The following is a 19,313-nucleotide window of genomic DNA, read 5'->3' as shown; positions in this document are numbered from 1 at the left end:
TTACAGATTACTTTGATAGATCGCACAGATAGCTTTGGCTTCCAAAATTACTTTGTCACGAAGTTCTGACGGCTCTAACACCACCATCTCCTGACCGCAGCTTAGAACCAATTGACATGCCGATTCCAGCGTGTGGAATTCCACTTGAGCCTTTCTCCATCCGTCTTCCTCGAACTCGAAATGAAGAATCTTGACATATCTATCCCTTTGGATCCTAGATAACTGCTGCTCGGTTAATCTAACTAACGCTGGATAACGCGGAAGCCTTGCTTTGAATTGTTCAGTAGACTGTTCCCAATACTGTGCTAAGTTGAAGCTCGCGGGTCTTTGAAAAGTATCCATGAGTAACTGGGCATCCAATAGTCGTGAGATCCGATAAGTTCGCAATTCTTGATTTGTATCCGCAACTAGATACCATACTTTGCGTTTAGCAACAAGGCCGAGTGGATGCACTACTCGCTCAACCTGTTCATGTTCTTTTTGATAACGAATGAATAGTTGCCGATCACTCCAAACAGCCTCCTGTATCACAGATAAATAAGGGAAGGATTCATCTGACGGATGCCAACTCAAGCCGTCAACATGAATCCGTTGTCTAATGATTTCGGCGTCCTGCTGGATTGTTACAGGCGAGGAGGTCAACAACTTCTGGTAGGCAGCGTCAAAATGTCGCTTGATGCCCAAATCCCTTAACAGACTATCATGGCTGGAGATGAGCAGAGATACAATCTCTTCTGGAGTCATACCCGTCAAATTGGTTCGATATTTCTCATCCAAGACCCATCCACCATTTGCGCCACGTTCGGCATATATAGGTAGTCCTGCAGCGCACAGAGCTTCCATGTCACGAATGATGGTTCGATTCGATACTTCCAATTGCTCTGCTAGACTACGGGAGGTCATTTTACCACCATTTTGTAGTAGTAGTAATATGGTTAGCAATCGATCAGCTCGCAAATGAATAATCTCCTTCCCCCAAGTCCAATTTAAGCTCATTGTATCATACATATACGACAGAAGATGTCATATATGGTTTGCTAAACTACAGTTGTATTGATGAAATTTTAGGGATTAAATCATTGGGAGGTAAAGTTATGAATAATACGAACAAGAAACCTTTACAAGGTAAAATTGCTGTAGTAGCGGGCTCCACGCGAGGAGCGGGGCGGGGGATTGCAGTCATGCTGGGGGCTGCAGGTGCAACAGTATATTGTACTGGACGAAGCGTACGTGGACATCGTTCTGATTTGGATCGCCCGGAGACGATTGAAGAGACAGCAGAAATGGTAACTGCACATGGCGGAGTGGGTATCCCGGTTCGTACAGACCATACGGTTGAGAAAGAAGTTAAAGCTCTCTTTGATAGGGTGAACGAAGAGCAAGAGGGTGTACTCGATATCCTGGTTAACGATATTTGGGGCGGGGAATCTCTAACCCATTGGAATACACCATTTTGGGAACAACCCTTACAAGATGCATTACTTATGCAGGAACGTGCCGTTAAGACACATTTAATTACGAGTTATTATGGTGCCCCTATGATGGTCGAACGAAAACAAGGACTGATCATTGAAATAACCGACGGAGAGACCTACAACTATCGGGGTAATTTATATTATAGCTTGGCTAAAATTTCTCCTATTCATCTTGCTGCAGCTATGGCGGAGGAATTGCGTCCACATCATGTTACAGCTCTTGCCGTAACACCGGGTTTTCTGAGGTCAGAGCAGATGCTTGAGCATTTCGGCGTGGAGGAACACAATTGGCGAGATGCTGTACAACAGGAACCACATTATATTGAATCAGAAACACCATATTTTGTCGGGCAAGGCATTGCTGCATTAGCTGCTGACCCCAATGTATTTGCGAAAACAGGGCAAGTGCTGACGAGTTGGGGGCTGTCCGACCAATACGGCTTTAGCGATATTGATGGTCGCAGGCCGCATTGGGGAAACTATGCCAAGAAGCAGGGATTAAGCATTAACTAAGATTAAAATCGACTACCCCCGGGGCTGACTTGCATATCACGTTCAAATGCAACAATCCAATCACCCTGTGTTGCCGCATATCCTATATCGCCTTCGGCAACTAGTCCGTAAATATTTTTGACATCTAAGTACTCTTTACGTTCTCCATTGTCAAACTGCAGCGTGATGTAGTAGTAAGTGCGCGAAGAGTGCGTGGTATGCATGTTGTCGCCTGCATGGGTATGGGCATGGTTCTGAACGTCCATTCGTTTGGAGATAATGGTCGCATATATCGATTTTCGTGGTGAACTGGCATTGCTGACGTATCGTGCACCGCTTCGGATGATGCTAAAGATAATCAAGCCAAGTACGATAATGAAAAAGATCGGGAATAACGTGCTCATGAATTCAAAACCGCCACCACCAGGTGAAGGGAAACCTGACATCATTTTTCCTCCTTTATAACTTATGTCGATGATTGATTGCATAACTACAGTCTTCGTCGTTTGTTATTCTATTTTACGGTATAGAGTCTGATATGTTTCGGTAAAATATTAAAGTGTAATCCACTCTCAGTTACCCGGTACATTGTGAATAGATATAAAATATGTTAAACTGGTTTCAAATTTACTTGAACGGAGGGTTCCCCGTGTTATACATTAAATTCCGTTTTTCCACTTTGCGCGGCTAATTGAATAGTGCTCAAAGGCTCTGCTCCTGTGCAGGGTGAACGGGATTGGTCTGCTATGATAAGGGGAACTTTAGAATAGAATATACCGACTTGTTGACGTCGCTTACGGTAAGCGTTTATTACGCCGTAGGTCCGCCATTTTGTTGTTATCCCGTTTGCATTCTACACAGGCCTGCTGCCTGTGTTTTTATTTTTTTCTCTAGGAGGAATGCAGTTTATGGAACAATTAGAACAAAAAGCGATATTAGTTGGAGTTAATCTGAATCACCAGGAAGACTTCGAATATTCGATGGAAGAGCTGGCGAATTTGGCTGAGGCCTGTGATATTGAGGTCGTAGGAACGATGACACAAAATTTGCCTCGCGTAAATAAATCTCATTACATCGGTACCGGAAAAAGTGGTGAGGTATTAGCATTGCTGGAAGGGCAAGAGGGTAATCTTGTGATTTTCAATGACGAGTTGTCCCCTTCGCAAATTCGTAATCTTGAAGCTGATTTGCAGTGCAAGGTAATCGACCGGACGATTTTGATCCTCGATATATTTGCAAGAAGAGCGAAGACGAGAGAAGCTCAATTGCAGGTCGAGATTGCACAGCTTAAATACATGCTACCTCGCTTGATCGGGCTTCGTGAGTCGTTAGGTCGGCAGAGCGGGGGAGTTGGAACCAAGAACCGTGGTGCTGGTGAGACACGGCTTGAGCTGGATCGGCGCCGGATTGAAGAGAAGATCACGGTTATGAGCAAAGAGTTGGAGGTACTTGTATCCCATCGACAAACACAACGTAAACAACGTAAAAAAAATGATGTGCCCGTTGTTTCACTCGTAGGTTATACAAACGCAGGGAAGTCGACGATTATGAATGCGTTGATGGAGCAGTTCAGCACAGCTCCTGAGAAGCTAGTCCTTGAGAAAGACATGTTGTTCGCAACGCTGGAAACATCAGTACGTAACATTCCACAGCCAGACAATAAGTCTTTTCTACTCACGGATACCGTTGGTTTTGTCAGTAAGCTACCGCATCATTTGATCAAAGCATTTCGTTCAACACTTGAAGAAGTGGCTGAGGCGGATTTGCTCATTCATGTGGTGGATTATAGCAATCCAGAGTACGATCGTCTGATCGATATTACCATTCAAACCCTAAAGGAAATTGGAATTACAGACATTCCGACTCTCTATGCCTATAATAAATCTGATCTCACGGACAGACATATTCCTCAAGTTGAGGGAGATAAGATATACCTTGCCGCCAAACCACGAATCGGAATTCCTGAATTAGTGGAGGCGATTAGAGAACGAATCTTCAAAGATTATATCCGTTGTGATATGTTAATTCCTTATGATCAAGGGGCTGTTGTGTCTTATTTAAATGAGAGTGCACATATCCTGTCGACAGAATATGAAGAAGCAGGAACGAAAATAAGCATGGAGTGCAGATTGAGTGATTACGGGAAATATAAGCAGTATGTTGTTGAAGCAACAGAATAGTTGAATAAATACACGTAGAAAAAGGTCGTGGAGCAAGCACATGCAATGTGCGGCCCCACGGCCTTTTTTGATGTTAGGTCAGTATAGTTGGAAGGACGACTTGAAACAGAGCACCATCACCAGGTTCACTGTAGACGCTAATGCTGCCTCCATGGGCTTCGATAATGGAATGGGATATGGCGAGACCTAAACCAGCACCACCTTGCTTGCGTGTACGGGATGAATCACTGCGATAGAATCGTTCAAAGACATGCGGTAGATGCTCCTTAGGGATCCCCGGCCCGTTATCTTTAATCGTTAATTTGACCCGGTCCTTGTAACCAGACAAGGTAAGAGTAATCATTCCATCCTTAGGATCCGTGTGCTGGACTGCATTATGGAATAGATTCAGAATGACCTGTTTAATTTTATCAGAATCGTACATACCCGGCCTGCAAGAGTCTATTTTCAGTATGAATGTTCGGTCTCCTGCGAGGATTTGCAGACTTGGTTCCATTTCTGCGATAAGTTCATTTAAGTTAGTCTCGGTTACCTGAAGCTCCGGAGCACGATCTAATTTGGCCAGCATCAGCAGATCCTCTACAAGCTTCTTCATGCGTTTGGATTCCCCATGCATGCTGTTCAATGCGGCATTCAATTGCTCCGGTCTATCAACGGCACCACGTAAAAGTACCTCCACAAATCCGTGAATCGATGTAAGAGGGGTACGTAGTTCATGCGAAGCGTCGGCGATGAATCGTCTCATCTGCTCCTTTGCTTCCCGTTCAGCTTCAAAGGACTCCTCTAGTCGTTCAAGCATCCCATTAAATGATTTCGCTAACCGATCGATTTCGGATTGCCCTAGCGTGTCGGGAAACCTGTTATTCAAGTTGCCAGCATTGGTATCCTCAACCGTGCTAATCATCTGGTCAAGTGGGTTCAAAGTTCGGCGCAAAATCGGTAGGTATAGCATCAAACCTCCTGCGAGTGCGAGAAGTGAAAGGGATCCGAAAGTCATGAGTTGTCGCAGAGCCACTTCGCGTAGTGGGGCGGTGAGCGTACCCATTTGAATGATCCCGTTGTGGTTATCGGGTCCGCCAACAGCTGTACTCACGACGAGTTGTTCATTTCCATCGACGTCTTGAACTACGTGGTATACGCCTTGGTTCTCTTTGCTTGGCTTCTTAGTAACCTCAGCATAATCTTTGTCGGAAAGACGGGGGGACGGAATCCCATATTCATCTGTTAAGTCCGTAAAGCTTCCATCTTCACTTATATAGGCCATCGAGGTGCCGGGAAAGAAAAAGACAGGGCTTCTATTATACCCTCTATTATCAGGGGTCAATATATCGGAGCTTGGAACTCCTTCACCTCTTCGATCTAGGGAAGGGGGATTAATCCCAAACAGGTTCTTCGGTATGCTTCTCATTTGCGAAATCAATGTATCCGATTGATTGCGATATAGGAAGTCTTTCATCAGAACGTATTGAAACGATCCAATGAGAATGAGCAGTGCTGCCAAGATGAACAAGGAGCGAGAGAGCAATTGAAAGCGAAGCGAACGTGGAAACACGAGCCCCTTCAATCGATCGAACCATTTAATCTTCATGGCAGATCGACGCGATAGCCAGCGCCTCGTAGCGTTCGAATGAGTTTGTGCTCCTTGTCATTCAATTTCTCGCGCAGGGAACGGATGTATACCTCGACGATATTTTCCTCTCCCCCAAAATCATAGCCCCATACTTGATCTAGGATAGTGGTTTTGCTGAGTACAATACCTTGATTAATTACTAAATATTTAAGGAGCTCATATTCCGTTGGAGACAGCTCCAGCACTTGCTCCAGATAGGTGATCTCTTTCCTACGGTCATCAATGCGAAAGGGCCCCAGCATGACTTCCCCAAACAGAGCCGGAAATTGATTCCGTAACCGCGCTCCAATGCGGGCCAGTAGTTCTTCAAAACTGAAGGGTTTCACCACATAATCGTCGGCGCCAATCGTTAGCCCCTTTACGCGATCATCAACCTCATCTTTGGCTGTCAGCATAATAATGGCGATGTTACTCATATTTTTTTTCAAAAGTCGACAAACTTCCCACCCATCCATTCCAGGCATCATGACATCGAGTACCACAATATGAGGATGGAATTCTGCTGCCAAATTAATAGCACTCATCCCATCAATAGCAGTTCGTACTTCGAAGCCTTCATTAGCCAAACCAAATTCCAAGAATTGAAGAATATGTGGTTCGTCATCGACTAGCATAATTTTGATTCCTTTTGTGTTGTTCATATTATGGGCCTCCCAATTTGAAAGCTGCTTCTGCAAATTTATTATCTATGACCAGGCTGAGCGCCTGCTGAAGACTACCTGAGTGATGACTGAATGTCAGAATAAAATTCAAATTTTTCAGCTAAAGTTAAGCTTTCTTTCATGTAAGCTTCAGAAAATTGGATAACAATGGATATTGTTATCTCGATGAATGCTTTTGTCTACATTATGTAAGTTAAATTGTTTTTTATCAAACCTATATATTAGAGGAGTGGAAGATTAGATGGGCTTTGTTAAAAAGCATCGAGTGGATATCCCTATCGTTTTAACATTATTGTTAGCAGCATTCTTAAATGGATTCGGCATTTGGAGAGACCACTACGTAAATACATACTACACGACTGCCGTAGGCAGCATGCTTCAGAGCTTCCATAACTTTTTCTACGCCTCATTGGACTCAGCGGGGTCAGTAACAGTTGATAAACCACCGGTTACATTTTGGATTCAGAGTATCTTTGCCTATGTCTTCGGGCTTTATGGTTGGAGTGTAATTCTACCTCAGGCTTTGACGGGAGTAGGTTCAGTATGGCTCATTTATCTATTGATCAAACCTACATTTGGTCTTACCGCTGCCAGACTTTCGGCGCTCGTATTAGCTTGTACTCCTATTGTAGCTTCTGTAAGTAGAACGAATAATATCGACAGTATGTTAGTATTTGATCTTCTGCTTGGTACGTGGTTTTTATTTAGAGGAGTTAGAGGAAATAAGACTTGGAGTATACTTGGGGCTTTCGCTGTTATTGGTGTAGGATTCAACATGAAAATGCTTGAAGCTTATATGGTAGTACCTGCGTTTTATTTGTTCTATTTACTTGCTGTTAAACTGAATTGGAAGAAAAAATTAAGTATTCTTGCGGGTGCCACAGTTATGTTAATTGTGGTCTCGTTGTCATGGGCGGTCATAGTTGATTCAATTCCTGAAAATGAGCGTCCTTATATTGGCAGCAGCCAGACAAATTCCGTACTCGAGCTTGCTTTTGGTTATAACGGTATCGCCCGTTTGACTGGAAATAAAGGCGGCGGGGTTATACGAAGTGTATCCCATAGTGTTGAGGCAACGGTCCCATCGGTAGATGACAAGATGGATAAAGTGGAAGGTAGCGACGCAGCAGACAGTCGTACGAGACAATTTATTGGTAAGGAAGACGCGCCGCTGAATGAAACTACTTTAAGAGGAGGTACTCAACGAACGGAGTCTCCTTTTCCCGGGATTATGCAGGGTAATGGTTTTATAGGTGGAGGGGCAAATCCTAAAGGTTTCTCAAATGGTGGCGGTAATATATTTGGTACAGGTGAGAAAGGTGTGTTCCGGTTATTTCAATCGGGGTTATCTGGGCAAACGAGCTGGCTCATTCCATTTGCAGCCTGGGCTTGCATCGCCTTATTTAGTGGATTACGCAGAAATAATTTCACTCCAAGACACAAAGAAGGCTTATTTTGGCTCGCGTGGCTAATACCTGGAATGGCTTTCTTCAGTGTTGCCGGATTTTTTCACCAGTACTATTTGATCATGCTTGCTCCACCCGTAGCAGCGCTTGTCGGAGCGGGTTGGACTTCTCTATGGGAGTCTTTTTCGGGCAAAAGCGGATGGACTTCTTGGTTATTACCTACAGCGATTGTAACAACTGCGTTACTAGAATGGTATATCATCCAGCCATATGACGATACAATTGGTGCTTACTGGTCGATGGGGATACTTATCGCAGGGGTGCTAGCAGCAGGTTTGTTAATTGTAGTGAGAGGAAAGGGGCGAAATATCACTTACTGGTCTGCATTGATCGGTCTTCTAGTTCTACTCATTGGGCCTTTATTCTGGTCCGCTACACCGATCGTTTATGGCCAGAATAGCCAACTCCCTCAGGCAGGCCCTTCAAGATCTGCTGGACATGATGGTATGGGACTAGTAGGTGGTAAGGATTTTAGCATAGGAAAAGGAATCGGAAATGGGATAGGAATGGGTAACGTCTTTGGTGGCGGTGGTATGCCGGGGGGCAATTCGAGCCAAGGGGTGAATTCCGACTTGTTATCCTATTTGAAGGAGAACAATACGGGCGAAACCTATTTGTTCGCAGCTGCGAATTATGGAACGGCAGCCCCATATATCATTGATAAAGGGGAGCACGTCATTATTTTAGGTGGTTATTCTGGGTCAGACCCCGTGTATACTACGGACAAATTGGCGCATCTGGTGGCTAGCGGCCAAGTGAAATTTTTTATGATATCACAGGGAGGCCGTGGTGGTAGCTCAGAAATAACAGATTGGATTAAAGAACATGGGAAGGAAATACAGGTGAGTAACTCGACACTATATGAAGTGACATTAGGAAACTAAGGTGGACAATAGTAGAGGTTGTTCAAAAAGTCATCTTTTGATCACGAGGTAGAACAAGAGGCATATTCGACATCGAATCTTGGATTCAGCCGGGACTAGCATATGCTTTCGAAGTATGTTTCCTAAGGAAACATTTCAGGTGCTCACGTAGGTTTTGCCAGCGTATGCGTCCGTAGTCGTTTTCTCCGAAAACGTGTAGCTCTGCTCCTCAGCCCCTAGCATTATCCAACCTTCTGAGGCGTTTTGAAATAAACGCTACATCGTAAGCATAAGCTCTGGTGCTGAAAATCTAACTTTTTGAACACACACTATAAGGGAATTTTGTGAAAAATACTTAAATCTTTGCTGTTATCTTGATTGTCCATCTGAATCTGAGATATACTTTTCTAAGTTAATGACGAAAAGGAGAGTAATTAGATGGATAAAGTATTGATTTTCGGTCATAAAAATCCTGACACGGATACTATTTGCTCAGCTATAGCTTATGCGGACTTGAAGTCCAAGCTAGGTTGGAACGTTGAACCTGTTGCCTTAGGCAACGTTAATGGTGAGACTGCGTTTGCTCTGGATCGTTTTGGATTCCAAGCACCACGGGTCATCGAGGCAGCTGCTGGGGAGGTCAAAGACGTTATTCTAGTCGATCATAATGAACGCCAACAAAGCGTTGCTGACATTGATCAAGTTCGGGTCGTTGAGGTAATTGATCACCACCGTATCGCGAACTTCGAAACGAGTGGACCACTTTACTATCGTGCTGAACCCGTTGGTTGTACAGCAACAATCCTTAATAAATTGTATAAAGAAAATGGAATTAGCGTTCCTAGTAATATAGCTGGGCTTATGTTGTCTGCTATTATCTCGGATTCTCTCTTGTTTAAATCACCTACATGCACAGAGCAGGATGTTAAAGCAGCTCGCGAACTTGCGGACATTGCTGGTGTAAATGCTGATGAATATGGTTTGGACCTGTTGAAAGCAGGGGCTGACCTGAGTGACAAAACGATTGGGCAGCTTATCTCCCTTGATGCCAAGGAATTTGATATGGGTGGATCGAAAGTAGAAATCGCTCAAGTCAATGCAGTAGATGTAAATGATGTACTATCACGCCAAGCGGAGATTGAGTCTGCTCTGAACGAGATCATCGAGAGCAAAGGACTAGGTTTATTCCTCTTTGTCGTAACAGATATTCTTAACAATGATTCCGTGGGATTGGCTCTTGGTAAAGATGCCGCTGCTGTTGAACAGGCTTACGGCGTGAAATTGGCCGATAACAAAGCTATTCTTAAAGGCGTTGTATCCCGTAAATCGCAAATTGTTCCGGTACTAACGGATATTTTTAATAAGCGATAATTCAGTAGGTTAGAAGAAAGAGTCCTGATAACAGGTGATCCAAGTGGATCCTCTGATCAGGACTCTTTTTCATGTGAACGATTTTATGTTAAGAAGGATTAGCGGTTTCTGGGGTGAGTGCAGGAAGTGGTTTATGTTTGAATATCGGAATAAGAATGATCGCACCCACGAGCATCACAATCCCGGAAACGGCGAAGATTTCGACTAGCGGGAAGAACTTTTTGAGTACACCAGCTAAAGACATCATAATAACCATCATTCCCATAAACATCGGGCTCAGTACGCCGTTAACACGGCCTACATAAGAGTGCTCTGTCCACTGAAGGATCATCGTATTAATACCGATTTGGATGCAGGGCATAGTCAGACCATTAATGAACTGCAAAGTTAAAGTTAATGGAACACTGGTGGAGAAGCCCATACCCACGATACATACAGCACTAACCGCTATACCAAAAGCCAGCAACATCTGGGGAGCAAACTTTTTAGCGAGTGTTACGATGGCGGCGCCTCCGATTAACATGGCGATTCCATTGATCATCATCAGGAACTGCAGGAATTCTTTTGGTTGACCTAACCGTTCCGTAACAACGAATAAGGATAATGTCTGAATCGTACCTATGGAGAACCCTGCAATCGCAAATGTAATTCCAAGTACCTTCAATACTGGACTACGCCATACATAGAGGAAGCCATCGGCTAGTTCGCGTAACAATTTGGATTTCTGTTGATCTGGATGTTTCTGTACTTCCACATCAGGAGGTAGTCGGAATAATACTACTGCAGATAATAAGAAAGCGACACCCATAACGCCTATCGAAATTTTGATTCCGAATTGATGGTATGAGAATATACCGAGTGATGGGCCAAGCACCATGAAGATGGCAACTAATGACTGGAATAAGGCCATCCCTTGCTGTAATTTCTCGGGATGAACATGTTGCTTAAACAGCTTCATGACGGAAGGCTGCGAGAATTGCGATAGGATAGCTGAGACAAATGTTGCAAAATAAACGGCTTCCCATGATCCATACAATAGAGTGAGTAGCACTGCGAATACTGAAACCGCGGACAGAAAATCACACCAAATCATGGTCCTCTTCGGTTTCCAACGGTCTGCAAAGGCCCCTCCGATAAACGAGAATACGAAGATTGGAGCAAATTCTACTACAGAAATAAGTGAAATGGCCAGAGGGTCATTGTTAGTCTGATCCGTTACAAACATGAGGATAGCAAAGTTTCTAACCCAAATACCAATCTGTAGAAAGATATTCGAAATAAGGACCGTTTGGTAGAACCGATTACGAAATAAACTTTCAGAAACGGGTGAAGCATTTTCATTACTGGACATGGAAATCTCCCTTCAATATGGTCTTCTCTCTTGTTATAATTCTCCATAATATACATTAGATTAATGTAGTACCTTTGTGAAGTGAAAAATTTTATTTAAATGTTTACTACTAAAACTTGAAGCATATGTACCCGGTGAACATGTTATTAACAGTTTATTTAATAAGGAAGCGTGACAACAGCGGCTCAAGATGTATTCTTCCTCCGTCTCAAGCCCTAGCTCCTTTTATGTAAATTGCCAAAAAAAACAGTATCCCCTAAAGGACATCTAGGGAGTACTGTAATTTATTGCTTCCATCCTCATATATTTTACTGTAATTTGAAGCGTTCCAGTTGGTCCCAAAGTTGTTCCTGGCGGAGGATCTCTGACTGTTTTGGACCGATGAGATCGAAATGGGGAAACGGAGAACGATGATGAATATGCTCAGGTGGAAGGTCGTGCTCGGTACACCATGATGCAAGGCGCTGCAAATCTGAACAACCTACCTTGGTTACAGTAGTTATTCCAGGAAAACGGGGATCTAGCCAAAAATGAGTCAAAAAAGCAATTTCCCCTCGGGACACGGCCTCTTTCCAGGCTTGAAGTTCTTCTCTTTTGACGCCAAAAGCCATAATTTTATTCTCATCCTTTAACATGCAAATTATTTATGAATTCCTCTCCATAGAAAGGATACGATTCCTTCAGCCGCTTCCTCCGGGGATGCAAATAATTTCTCATCATCGGTATATTTACGTTCCCCAACCTTTAGCATGGACACAAAAATATGAGCGGCTAGTACAGGATTGTCGCATACGATTTCATTATTTTTGCTGGCAGAATTAAAGCCCTCCTGCAATCGTTGAAATAATGCATTTTCATGTGCGATCAATTGTTGGTGCTGTTCTATTGTTAAATGGTGTTTCACTTTTTCAAGCATTCCATCCATATGGACCTGAGGGACCTTTAAGTAGTTTGTTGCAACATGAATCAATCGATTGTAGAAGCTGCCGGGTTGCTCTAGAAGTACTCTGATTCGTTCGTCGACACGGGATAGCACCTCGATCATCGAAGCTACGAATAAGTCTGTCTTGGTTGGAAAGTAATAATAGACCGTTGCTTTAGTTACACCAGTTTGCTTAGCAACCTCATTCATTGAAACGGATTCAAATCCTTTTTCCATGAAGAGTTTGGAGGCGTTAAATAAAATATGTTTGGAGGTAGGCAAGCCTTCCTGCTGTACGGGAGGCCTTCCCAGGGGCCGTTTGTTTAAGGGCTTCATCCGATCACCTCTATACCTAGTACTAACGAATTATTATATCATAAGCTATTTAAAGAGGACAAAACACGGCGTTGGATAAAAAAATATTTTTATGTGATTGATAATTAACCATCCGGTATATATAATTAATAAAGTGATATATGTCACTCTCAAAAAAAAGAGAAATGGGAGATGGGAAAATTAATGGCTAACTTACTGGAGAGTATAAGCCACTTTGTTGCTGGGAAAAGGACAAAATGGATTACGCTGGTCGTATGGATATTACTTACAGGGGTGCTCAGTGTAGCATTGCCGGGAGTCAATCAGAAAGAAGATAACAATGCTGCAAACCTTGATTCCCAGCAGCCATCGGTGCAAGCAACATTATTGGCTGAACAGGAGTTTCCAAGCGAAGCTGGTTTACCGGCGTTACTCGTATGGAAAAGGGATGGTGGACTCCTCGATGAGGATTATGAGAATCTGCAGAAATTAACAGCTTACTTCACACAGAATCCAGTGGAAGGGCAGAAATTGGTGGTGCCTTTTGATCGTATTCCTTTACCTGCACTGAAACAGCAGGCTTCCGAGGATGGCTCAGCTATTGTCTTACCTTTCTTTTTCGATAAGAGCACGGATTCTGACCAGATTAAGGCTGGAGTGGCGAAGATTCAGGAGCAAGCGAAGGCTGAATTTGGGAGTGATCCATTCTCGGTTAAGCTTGACGAACAAGGACAGTTATCCGCTCGTGTATCTGGTCCCGCTGGCGTCTCACTTGATGCAGTAGGTTTATTCTCTAATGCAGATGTGACACTACTCATGGCTACGGTATTATTGGTGTTGGTACTGTTGCTGTTAATTTATCGATCTCCCATTTTGGCTATTATACCTTTAATTGCTGTAGGTTTTGCATATGGAGTGACTAGCCCTATCTTAGGGAAAATGGCTGATTTGGGCTGGATCACAGTGGATTCACAAGCAATCTCGATCATGACCGTCTTGCTGTTTGGTGCGGGAACGGACTATTGCTTGTTCCTAATATCGCGATTCAGACAACTATTAAAAGAAGAAGACGACAAAACAAAGGCTCTGGTAAGAGCATTCAAGGACTCATCCGGTGCCATTGCGATGAGTGGATTTACCGTTGTCATGGCATTACTTGTATTGTTATTCGCTAAGTATGGAGCTGTACATCGCTTTGCTATACCGTTTAGTCTTTCGATATTGATCATGGGCATTGCGAGCCTTACCTTGGTTCCCGCATTGCTGGCAATCTTCGGAAGGGTTTCTTTCTTCCCGCAAATTCCCCGTACACCAGAGATGGAGGCTGAACGAGCACGGGAGAATGGGAAGACTCAGCCCAAGATCGTCAAATCAAATAAAAAAGTCGGCAATTGGATCGGTAAGATTGTTACAAAAAGACCGTGGATGGTTGTAGTTGTTACTTTAGTGCTGCTTGGAGCTTTTGCTATGAATACATTCCGCATTGAATATACTGTGGATATCATGTCTTCATTTCCCGAAGAAAGTCCCTCCAGAGAAGGATTCGCGGTTATAGCAGAAAAATTCACCCCTGGGGAACTGGCACCAGTTAAACTTATGGTAGATACGCAAGGTAGTGAAGTTCCTCTTAAGGAAGCTTTCTCTGATCTACCTTATCTCAGCAAAGTGTCAGATATCACACAAGGAAAGAACAATAGTAATATTCACGCTGTAGACTTAGAATTTAGTATGAATCCCTATTCCAATGAAGCGATGAAGCATATTCCTGATATACGAAGTGTTGCGGTGCAGGTCTTGAAGGATGCAGGCATAACATCACCGGAGGATAAAGTTTGGGTCCAGGGACTAACTTCAACCCAGTATGATACGGAGGAGACGAATGCACGTGATCAACAGGTGATTATTCCGATCGTAATCGGTTTGATCGCAATCTTGCTATTAGTCTATCTACGGTCGATCATTGCGATGATTTATTTGATTTTGACCGTCGTATTATCGTACTTCTCGGCTCTTGGCTTAGGGTGGTTTGTTCTTCATGATGTAATGGGTGCCAGTGCGATTCAGGGTCTCATTCCTCTATATGCTTTCGTATTCCTCGTTGCATTGGGTGAGGATTATAACATCTTCTTGATCTCTAGTATCTGGAAGAAGAGAAAGAGCATGCCGCTCAAAGAAGCCATTCGTGAAGGCGTGTCGGAAACGGGAGGAGTCATCACCTCGGCGGGCTTGATATTGGCAGGTACTTTTGCTGTCCTAGCCACACTGCCGATTCAGGTATTAGTACATTTTGGTACGATTTGCGCCATCGGTGTATTGCTAGATACATTTATTGTCCGTCCACTGCTCGTTCCGGCAATAACGATGTTGTTAGGTAAATGGGCGTTTTGGCCGGGAACGGCAGAAGGAAAGGCTCAGAGAGTTGAACATAGCCAAGCTAAATAATTGCGTTCATGTAGAGAGCTCCGGAAATCATTAGATTCCGGAGTTCTTTTGTGAATGGATATGTTAAATTCTAATGTTGAAATTCGACCATAAGAAAACCACCTTGGTGAAAAGGTGGTTTATTAAGCTTTCGTTCCCCATGAGTGGAATGAGCCGCATAACTTAAATTATTAAAACTTACGTTTATGATAGGGGATACCATCGCCATCTTCACAATAGGATTTGAGACTATAAAGGAAAATAGCCCAGTTGTAGTTACAGGAGCGATAAAATGGTGTTACTTCTTTCCAGTTCGTATGACGCAAAGTAATAAAAGACTTCCCGTTCTTCTCTTGAATATCAAAGGAAATAATCGTACCAATCCATTCTGAATCTGAATCTATACACTGCCAAACGACTTTTTTATTAGTGATCAATTCCTCTATTCTCATCTTAGTTATGTCATTGCTGCCAAATCGAAATTCATTAATAAAGCCAATTTGATTATTAATAATGAGTTCATTGGTCCATATTTCCGACAGTCCTTCAGCGGTGGTTAATGTTTCATATACCTTCGACGCTGGTACATTTACGGTTTGCAAGTGCTCGATATTTGCCATACCTTACTCCCTTCTAACTGCAATAATTTATGTTTGATGCTAGCCTAAGTTTGGTATTCGTGTCGGTTACAGTAAACAGGCACGATTTGATCAACATATTTTTCTTATTCGATGAGGTATTCTCGTATTCCTTCTCCTCGTTCGTTGCAGAGGGGGATTTGTAAGGTCACTTCAGTTCCTTTAAATCCATGGGTAAATCATCTCCGAACAGTGATATTGCCCTTATTATAGGACGTTCGTTCGTAGCTTCGAATATCAACAATAACGTTTAACATAACCTTGTGAATAAAAATAGGCTTGCAAAACTAATGCCATTAGTTTAAATTAAAGCTAATGGCATTAGTTTATTAGGAGGCGAGTATAAAATGAGAATCATTCAAAAGGGAAACCTAATTCAATTATCATTTCTCCCGCGGCTTTTTCCTGTTAATTGTTACTTAGTTGAAGAAGAAGAGGGGGTGACGTTGATTGATGCAGCGCTACCTTACAGTGCGAAGGGGATTGTTCAAGCGATTAACAATATTGGTAAACCTCTAACACGTATTGTTCTTAGTCATGTTCATGATGATCATGTTGGTTCACTTGATGCATTAAAGTCCCAATTCCCTGAGGTCCCAGTATACGTTTCATCGAGAGATGCGAGGTTGATGGAAGGGGATGCCTCACTCGATCCTAATGAAGCCCAGACTCCTATCCGTGGAGGTGTGCCCAAAGCACTTCAAACCCGTCCTGATGTACTCATTGCAGACGGTGACGAAATTGGCTCACTTTTAGTCATTGCAACCCCAGGTCACACTCCAGGATCAATATCATTGCTGGATCGTCGGAGTGGTGCATTGGTGGTAGGCGATGCGATGCACACTCGCACAAGTGTTGCAGTCAGTGGCACGATGACTCCATGGTTCCCCTTCCCGGCTCTGGCTACATGGAATAAACAAGAGGCGCTTGCGAGCGCTCGTAAGTTCATTGCGTTGCAACCAACGTTATTGGCTGCTGGACATGGCAATATGATAATGAACCCTAAGCACTCCATTGAGAAAGCGATCAAGATAGCAGAGCGGAAATTCGGAGCTGTCAAAGAAGAAGGGACTCATCATCATGTCACCTAGAGCCGGACTTAATGCTGATTTGATTCTACAAGCCGCCTTAGAAATTGCTGATCATCAGGGCATAAGTGCCGTAACCTTATCGTCCGTAGCGCAAAAGTTAGGAATTCGTTCACCTTCTTTATACAATCATGTCAATGGACTGGATGAACTTCGAAGAAGGATAGCTACCTATGCTCTTGAGCAATTGTATACTCGTATTGTCGCAGCTACAGAGGGTCTAAGTGGTGAAGAGGGGATTCGAGCGTTTGCTACTTCATATATCAATTATGCCTTTGAGCATCCTGGCTTGTATGAAGGAGCTCAAATCACTGCTGATCAAAGAGATGATGAATTTAGCCGGGCGAGCGAGGCCCTTGTTCATCTAGCAATTCAATTACTGAGTGACTACTCGCTTAGTGAACAAGAAGCATTATATGCTGTTCGTGGACTACGGAGCCTTATTCATGGGTTTGCATCACTGGAGCGGTTAGGTGGTTTCGGTCTTCCATTTGATCTGCTGGACAGCTTCCACTTCAACTTAAACGTCTTTCTAGCTGGATTGGGACGTGGTTGACAGTGATTTTGACTCTGTGATACTTTAGTTCTGAACTTACAGGGAAGTCAGAGATAACTGAGGTGAACTGAAGATGGCCAAAAAGAAAACACGTCATGTAGCTCCCGTTGCTTCTGAGGATAAACCAGCTACGTTAAAAGATTTACTCAGTGCCGATGTACTCAGCAAGCTGAAAGAGACGGCGGCGGATATGAAGCGGGAAGAAGAACAGCGTAAGGAGCAAGCTCGGCTCAAAGCTGAGGAAGAACGCAAGGCAAAGCAGAAGCAGTTGGATAATAACTTCGAGCATTTGTTAAGTACTAGTGATATGGACTGGCATAAATACAAATAAAACGAAAAGCTCCGTGCGGAGCTTTTTTTCTGTTTTCTTTTGTGCAGAACGAGGACATTTCTCTATTAGCTACGGTATTATGAGTCATTTTATTGTATGATGAGAAAGAATAAGGTATTTTGATAGGGCTACAGTGTCATGATGACAATAAAATAATATAATAAATACATCTAAGCTCAATGTAATGTTCTATCTAGAACAAATAATAAGTACGAAGGTGGATGAGTTTTTAATTTATGAGTAAATTTAAAAAAGACTATATCATAATGATGGACGATATCGTGCGTGAAGGGGATCCTATCCTCAGAACGGTTACAGAGCCAGTTAGTATTCCGCCGAGTGAAGAAGACAAAGAGGAAATGGCGTCAATGCTGCTCTTTCTGAAGAACAGTCAAGACCCTGAACTTAGCAAAAAATATAAGCTCCGCGCAGGCGTAGGCTTGTCTGCTAATCAGATTGGCCTGAATAAACGCATGTTCGCAGCGTTGTTAACAGATGATCAAGGGGATGATCAAGAAATTGCTCTGTTCAATCCCAAAATCATTAGCCACTCTGCAGCCATGGTATATATACCGGAAAGTGAAGGCTGTCTCTCCGTAGATCGGCCGATCCAAGGTTTTGTTCCCAGGTATGAGAAGGTGCAGATTAAGGCCTGGAATGCGGAAGGTAAAGAAGTTAAGTTGCGTTATAAGGGTTTTGATGCGATCGTCATGCAACATGAAATCGACCATTTAAACGGAATTATGTTCTACGACCGGATCAATAAAGAGAATCCGTTTAAGCTTCCAACTGGAGTACAAATCGCAAGCTTATATTAATAAAAATAATTGTAGTTGAACATGGAGGATTCCTATATGAATACACAATCGATCGTAGCTAAAGTAGATCATACTTTGTTAAAGGCTGAAGCGAAGAAAGAAGATATCATAAAGCTAGCTCTAGAGGCTAAAGAATACGGATTTGCTTCTGTCTGTGTAAACCCAGTATGGGTGAGTACGGCAGCAGAAGTACTAAAGGATACACCTAAGGTGAAAGTATGCACGGTGATTGGGTTTCCACTCGGCGCATCGGCTCCCAAAGTGAAGGCGTTCGAAACGGCGCAGGCTATTCTTGACGGGGCAGGGGAAGTTGATATGGTCATTAACATCGGTGCATTGAAGGCCGGCGATGATGAACTAGTTGTTCAGGATATGATCGGTGTAGTGAAGGCAGCAGAGGGCAAAGCACTCGTGAAAGTCATTCTTGAGACATGTCTACTTACCTCTGAAGAAATTGTTCGTGCATGTAGATTGGCTGTATCGGCCGGCGTTGATTTTGTGAAAACATCGACTGGTTTCTCAACAGGTGGAGCTACAGTTGAGGCCGTGGCTTTGATGGCAAAGACAGTTGGTCCTGGTATTGGAGTGAAAGCTTCGGGAGGCGTTCGGACGACCGAGGATGCGTTGGCGATGATTGAAGCAGGCGCAACCCGGCTTGGAACTAGTGCGGGCGTAGCCATTGCGCAAGGACTAAGCGGCGAAGGGAATTACTAAGATTTCATTGGACAAAGCTA

The 19,313-nt window shown here is 43.4% G+C and carries 18 protein-coding genes; 10 read left to right on the top strand and 8 right to left on the bottom strand.

Annotated features, from left to right (window positions below; translation table 11 throughout):
- Complete coding sequence (locus IEW05_RS24050; RefSeq protein WP_188542422.1) at positions 1 to 957, bottom strand: helix-turn-helix transcriptional regulator; 957 nt, start codon at positions 955 to 957, stop codon at positions 1 to 3.
- Positions 958 to 1,094: 137 nt separating this feature from the next.
- On the opposite strand from IEW05_RS24050, the gene IEW05_RS24045 reads away from it, so the two are divergent.
- On the top strand, positions 1,095 to 1,988 hold the full coding sequence (locus tag IEW05_RS24045) for an SDR family oxidoreductase (protein ID WP_188542421.1): 894 nt from the start codon (positions 1,095 to 1,097) through the stop codon (positions 1,986 to 1,988).
- 2 nt (positions 1,989 to 1,990) lie between these two features.
- Here the strand turns inward: IEW05_RS24045 and IEW05_RS24040 are convergent, their stop codons facing one another.
- A complete protein-coding gene (locus tag IEW05_RS24040; RefSeq protein WP_229753726.1) occupies positions 1,991 to 2,416 on the bottom strand; it encodes a DUF2500 domain-containing protein in 426 nt (141 codons plus the stop codon).
- A 459-nt stretch (positions 2,417 to 2,875) separates the two neighbouring features.
- On the opposite strand from IEW05_RS24040, the gene hflX reads away from it, so the two are divergent.
- Positions 2,876 to 4,147, top strand: a complete 1,272-nt coding sequence (gene hflX, locus IEW05_RS24035) for a GTPase HflX (protein ID WP_188542420.1) — start codon at positions 2,876 to 2,878, stop codon at positions 4,145 to 4,147.
- 73 nt (positions 4,148 to 4,220) lie between these two features.
- Here the strand turns inward: hflX and IEW05_RS24030 are convergent, their stop codons facing one another.
- Both IEW05_RS24030 and IEW05_RS24025 read right to left on the bottom strand, forming a co-directional pair.
- Entirely contained in the window at positions 4,221 to 5,735 is a 1,515-nt protein-coding gene (locus tag IEW05_RS24030) for a sensor histidine kinase (RefSeq protein ID WP_188542419.1), read from the bottom strand.
- Entirely contained in the window at positions 5,732 to 6,418 is a 687-nt protein-coding gene (locus IEW05_RS24025) for a response regulator transcription factor (protein ID WP_188542418.1), read from the bottom strand. Before IEW05_RS24025 ends, IEW05_RS24030 begins: the two co-directional genes overlap by 4 nt.
- 262 nt (positions 6,419 to 6,680) lie before the next feature.
- Here IEW05_RS24025 and IEW05_RS24020 point away from each other — a divergent pair, with 262 nt between their 5' ends.
- Both IEW05_RS24020 and IEW05_RS24015 read left to right on the top strand, forming a co-directional pair.
- Complete coding sequence (locus tag IEW05_RS24020) at positions 6,681 to 8,789, top strand: glycosyltransferase family 39 protein (RefSeq protein ID WP_188542417.1); 2,109 nt, start codon at positions 6,681 to 6,683, stop codon at positions 8,787 to 8,789.
- Positions 8,790 to 9,206: 417 nt separating this feature from the next.
- A complete protein-coding gene (locus IEW05_RS24015; RefSeq protein ID WP_188542416.1) occupies positions 9,207 to 10,139 on the top strand; it encodes a manganese-dependent inorganic pyrophosphatase in 933 nt (310 codons plus the stop codon).
- 88 nt (positions 10,140 to 10,227) lie between these two features.
- On the opposite strand, the gene IEW05_RS24010 is transcribed toward IEW05_RS24015, so the two are convergent.
- From IEW05_RS24010 to IEW05_RS24000, 3 genes are all read right to left on the bottom strand, one after another.
- A complete protein-coding gene (locus IEW05_RS24010) occupies positions 10,228 to 11,490 on the bottom strand; it encodes an MFS transporter (RefSeq protein ID WP_188542415.1) in 1,263 nt (420 codons plus the stop codon).
- A gap of 308 nt (positions 11,491 to 11,798) precedes the next feature.
- Positions 11,799 to 12,101, bottom strand: coding sequence for a hypothetical protein (locus IEW05_RS24005; RefSeq protein WP_188542414.1), 303 nt, complete (start codon positions 12,099 to 12,101; stop codon positions 11,799 to 11,801).
- 29 nt (positions 12,102 to 12,130) lie between these two features.
- Positions 12,131 to 12,748: a TetR/AcrR family transcriptional regulator gene (locus IEW05_RS24000; protein WP_188542413.1), complete on the bottom strand. Its 618-nt coding sequence runs from the start codon at positions 12,746 to 12,748 to the stop codon at positions 12,131 to 12,133.
- A gap of 171 nt (positions 12,749 to 12,919) precedes the next feature.
- Here IEW05_RS24000 and IEW05_RS23995 point away from each other — a divergent pair, with 171 nt between their 5' ends.
- Positions 12,920 to 15,169, top strand: a complete 2,250-nt coding sequence (locus IEW05_RS23995; RefSeq protein WP_229753722.1) for an MMPL family transporter — start codon at positions 12,920 to 12,922, stop codon at positions 15,167 to 15,169.
- A 170-nt stretch (positions 15,170 to 15,339) separates the two neighbouring features.
- Here the strand turns inward: IEW05_RS23995 and IEW05_RS23990 are convergent, their stop codons facing one another.
- Positions 15,340 to 15,768 carry an SRPBCC family protein gene (locus IEW05_RS23990; RefSeq protein WP_188542412.1) on the bottom strand — a complete coding sequence of 143 codons (429 nt, stop codon included), beginning with the start codon at positions 15,766 to 15,768 and terminating at the stop codon, positions 15,340 to 15,342.
- 365 nt (positions 15,769 to 16,133) lie between these two features.
- Here IEW05_RS23990 and IEW05_RS23985 point away from each other — a divergent pair, with 365 nt between their 5' ends.
- From IEW05_RS23985 to deoC, 5 genes are all read left to right on the top strand, one after another.
- Positions 16,134 to 16,877, top strand: coding sequence for an MBL fold metallo-hydrolase (locus IEW05_RS23985; RefSeq protein WP_188542411.1), 744 nt, complete (start codon positions 16,134 to 16,136; stop codon positions 16,875 to 16,877).
- Positions 16,867 to 17,430, top strand: coding sequence for a TetR/AcrR family transcriptional regulator (locus IEW05_RS23980; protein ID WP_188542410.1), 564 nt, complete (start codon positions 16,867 to 16,869; stop codon positions 17,428 to 17,430). Before IEW05_RS23985 ends, IEW05_RS23980 begins: the two co-directional genes overlap by 11 nt.
- Positions 17,431 to 17,503: 73 nt before the next feature.
- Entirely contained in the window at positions 17,504 to 17,761 is a 258-nt protein-coding gene (locus IEW05_RS23975; RefSeq protein ID WP_188542409.1) for a YqkE family protein, read from the top strand.
- Between the two features lie 236 nt (positions 17,762 to 17,997).
- Positions 17,998 to 18,579, top strand: coding sequence for a peptide deformylase (def, locus tag IEW05_RS23970; RefSeq protein ID WP_188542408.1), 582 nt, complete (start codon positions 17,998 to 18,000; stop codon positions 18,577 to 18,579).
- Between the two features lie 36 nt (positions 18,580 to 18,615).
- Positions 18,616 to 19,293, top strand: coding sequence for a deoxyribose-phosphate aldolase (deoC, locus tag IEW05_RS23965; RefSeq protein ID WP_188542407.1), 678 nt, complete (start codon positions 18,616 to 18,618; stop codon positions 19,291 to 19,293).
- The last annotated feature ends 20 nt before the right edge of the window (positions 19,294 to 19,313 follow it).

This window comes from Paenibacillus segetis, assembly GCF_014639155.1.
In the GTDB taxonomy this organism is placed as follows: Bacteria; Bacillota; Bacilli; order Paenibacillales; family Paenibacillaceae; genus Fontibacillus; species Fontibacillus segetis.
This window is presented reverse-complemented; position numbering and strand designations above follow the sequence as displayed.

What these genes read in the sequence shown, in the direction of transcription:
- IEW05_RS24045 (WP_188542421.1), top strand. Translation starts at nt 1,095, where the DNA reads ATGAATAATACGAACAAGAAACCTTTACAAGGTAAAATTGCTGTAGTA.
- IEW05_RS24040 (WP_229753726.1), bottom strand. Translation starts at nt 2,416, where the DNA reads ATGATGTCAGGTTTCCCTTCACCTGGTGGTGGCGGTTTTGAATTCATG.
- hflX (WP_188542420.1), top strand. Translation starts at nt 2,876, where the DNA reads ATGGAACAATTAGAACAAAAAGCGATATTAGTTGGAGTTAATCTGAAT.
- IEW05_RS24030 (WP_188542419.1), bottom strand. Translation starts at nt 5,735, where the DNA reads ATGAAGATTAAATGGTTCGATCGATTGAAGGGGCTCGTGTTTCCACGT.
- IEW05_RS24025 (WP_188542418.1), bottom strand. Translation starts at nt 6,418, where the DNA reads ATGAACAACACAAAAGGAATCAAAATTATGCTAGTCGATGACGAACCA.
- IEW05_RS24020 (WP_188542417.1), top strand. Translation starts at nt 6,681, where the DNA reads ATGGGCTTTGTTAAAAAGCATCGAGTGGATATCCCTATCGTTTTAACA.
- IEW05_RS24015 (WP_188542416.1), top strand. Translation starts at nt 9,207, where the DNA reads ATGGATAAAGTATTGATTTTCGGTCATAAAAATCCTGACACGGATACT.
- IEW05_RS24010 (WP_188542415.1), bottom strand. Translation starts at nt 11,490, where the DNA reads ATGTCCAGTAATGAAAATGCTTCACCCGTTTCTGAAAGTTTATTTCGT.
- IEW05_RS24005 (WP_188542414.1), bottom strand. Translation starts at nt 12,101, where the DNA reads ATGGCTTTTGGCGTCAAAAGAGAAGAACTTCAAGCCTGGAAAGAGGCC.
- IEW05_RS24000 (WP_188542413.1), bottom strand. Translation starts at nt 12,748, where the DNA reads ATGAAGCCCTTAAACAAACGGCCCCTGGGAAGGCCTCCCGTACAGCAG.
- IEW05_RS23995 (WP_229753722.1), top strand. Translation starts at nt 12,920, where the DNA reads ATGGGAAAATTAATGGCTAACTTACTGGAGAGTATAAGCCACTTTGTT.
- IEW05_RS23990 (WP_188542412.1), bottom strand. Translation starts at nt 15,768, where the DNA reads ATGGCAAATATCGAGCACTTGCAAACCGTAAATGTACCAGCGTCGAAG.
- IEW05_RS23985 (WP_188542411.1), top strand. Translation starts at nt 16,134, where the DNA reads ATGAGAATCATTCAAAAGGGAAACCTAATTCAATTATCATTTCTCCCG.
- IEW05_RS23980 (WP_188542410.1), top strand. Translation starts at nt 16,867, where the DNA reads ATGTCACCTAGAGCCGGACTTAATGCTGATTTGATTCTACAAGCCGCC.
- IEW05_RS23975 (WP_188542409.1), top strand. Translation starts at nt 17,504, where the DNA reads ATGGCCAAAAAGAAAACACGTCATGTAGCTCCCGTTGCTTCTGAGGAT.
- def (WP_188542408.1), top strand. Translation starts at nt 17,998, where the DNA reads ATGAGTAAATTTAAAAAAGACTATATCATAATGATGGACGATATCGTG.
- deoC (WP_188542407.1), top strand. Translation starts at nt 18,616, where the DNA reads ATGAATACACAATCGATCGTAGCTAAAGTAGATCATACTTTGTTAAAG.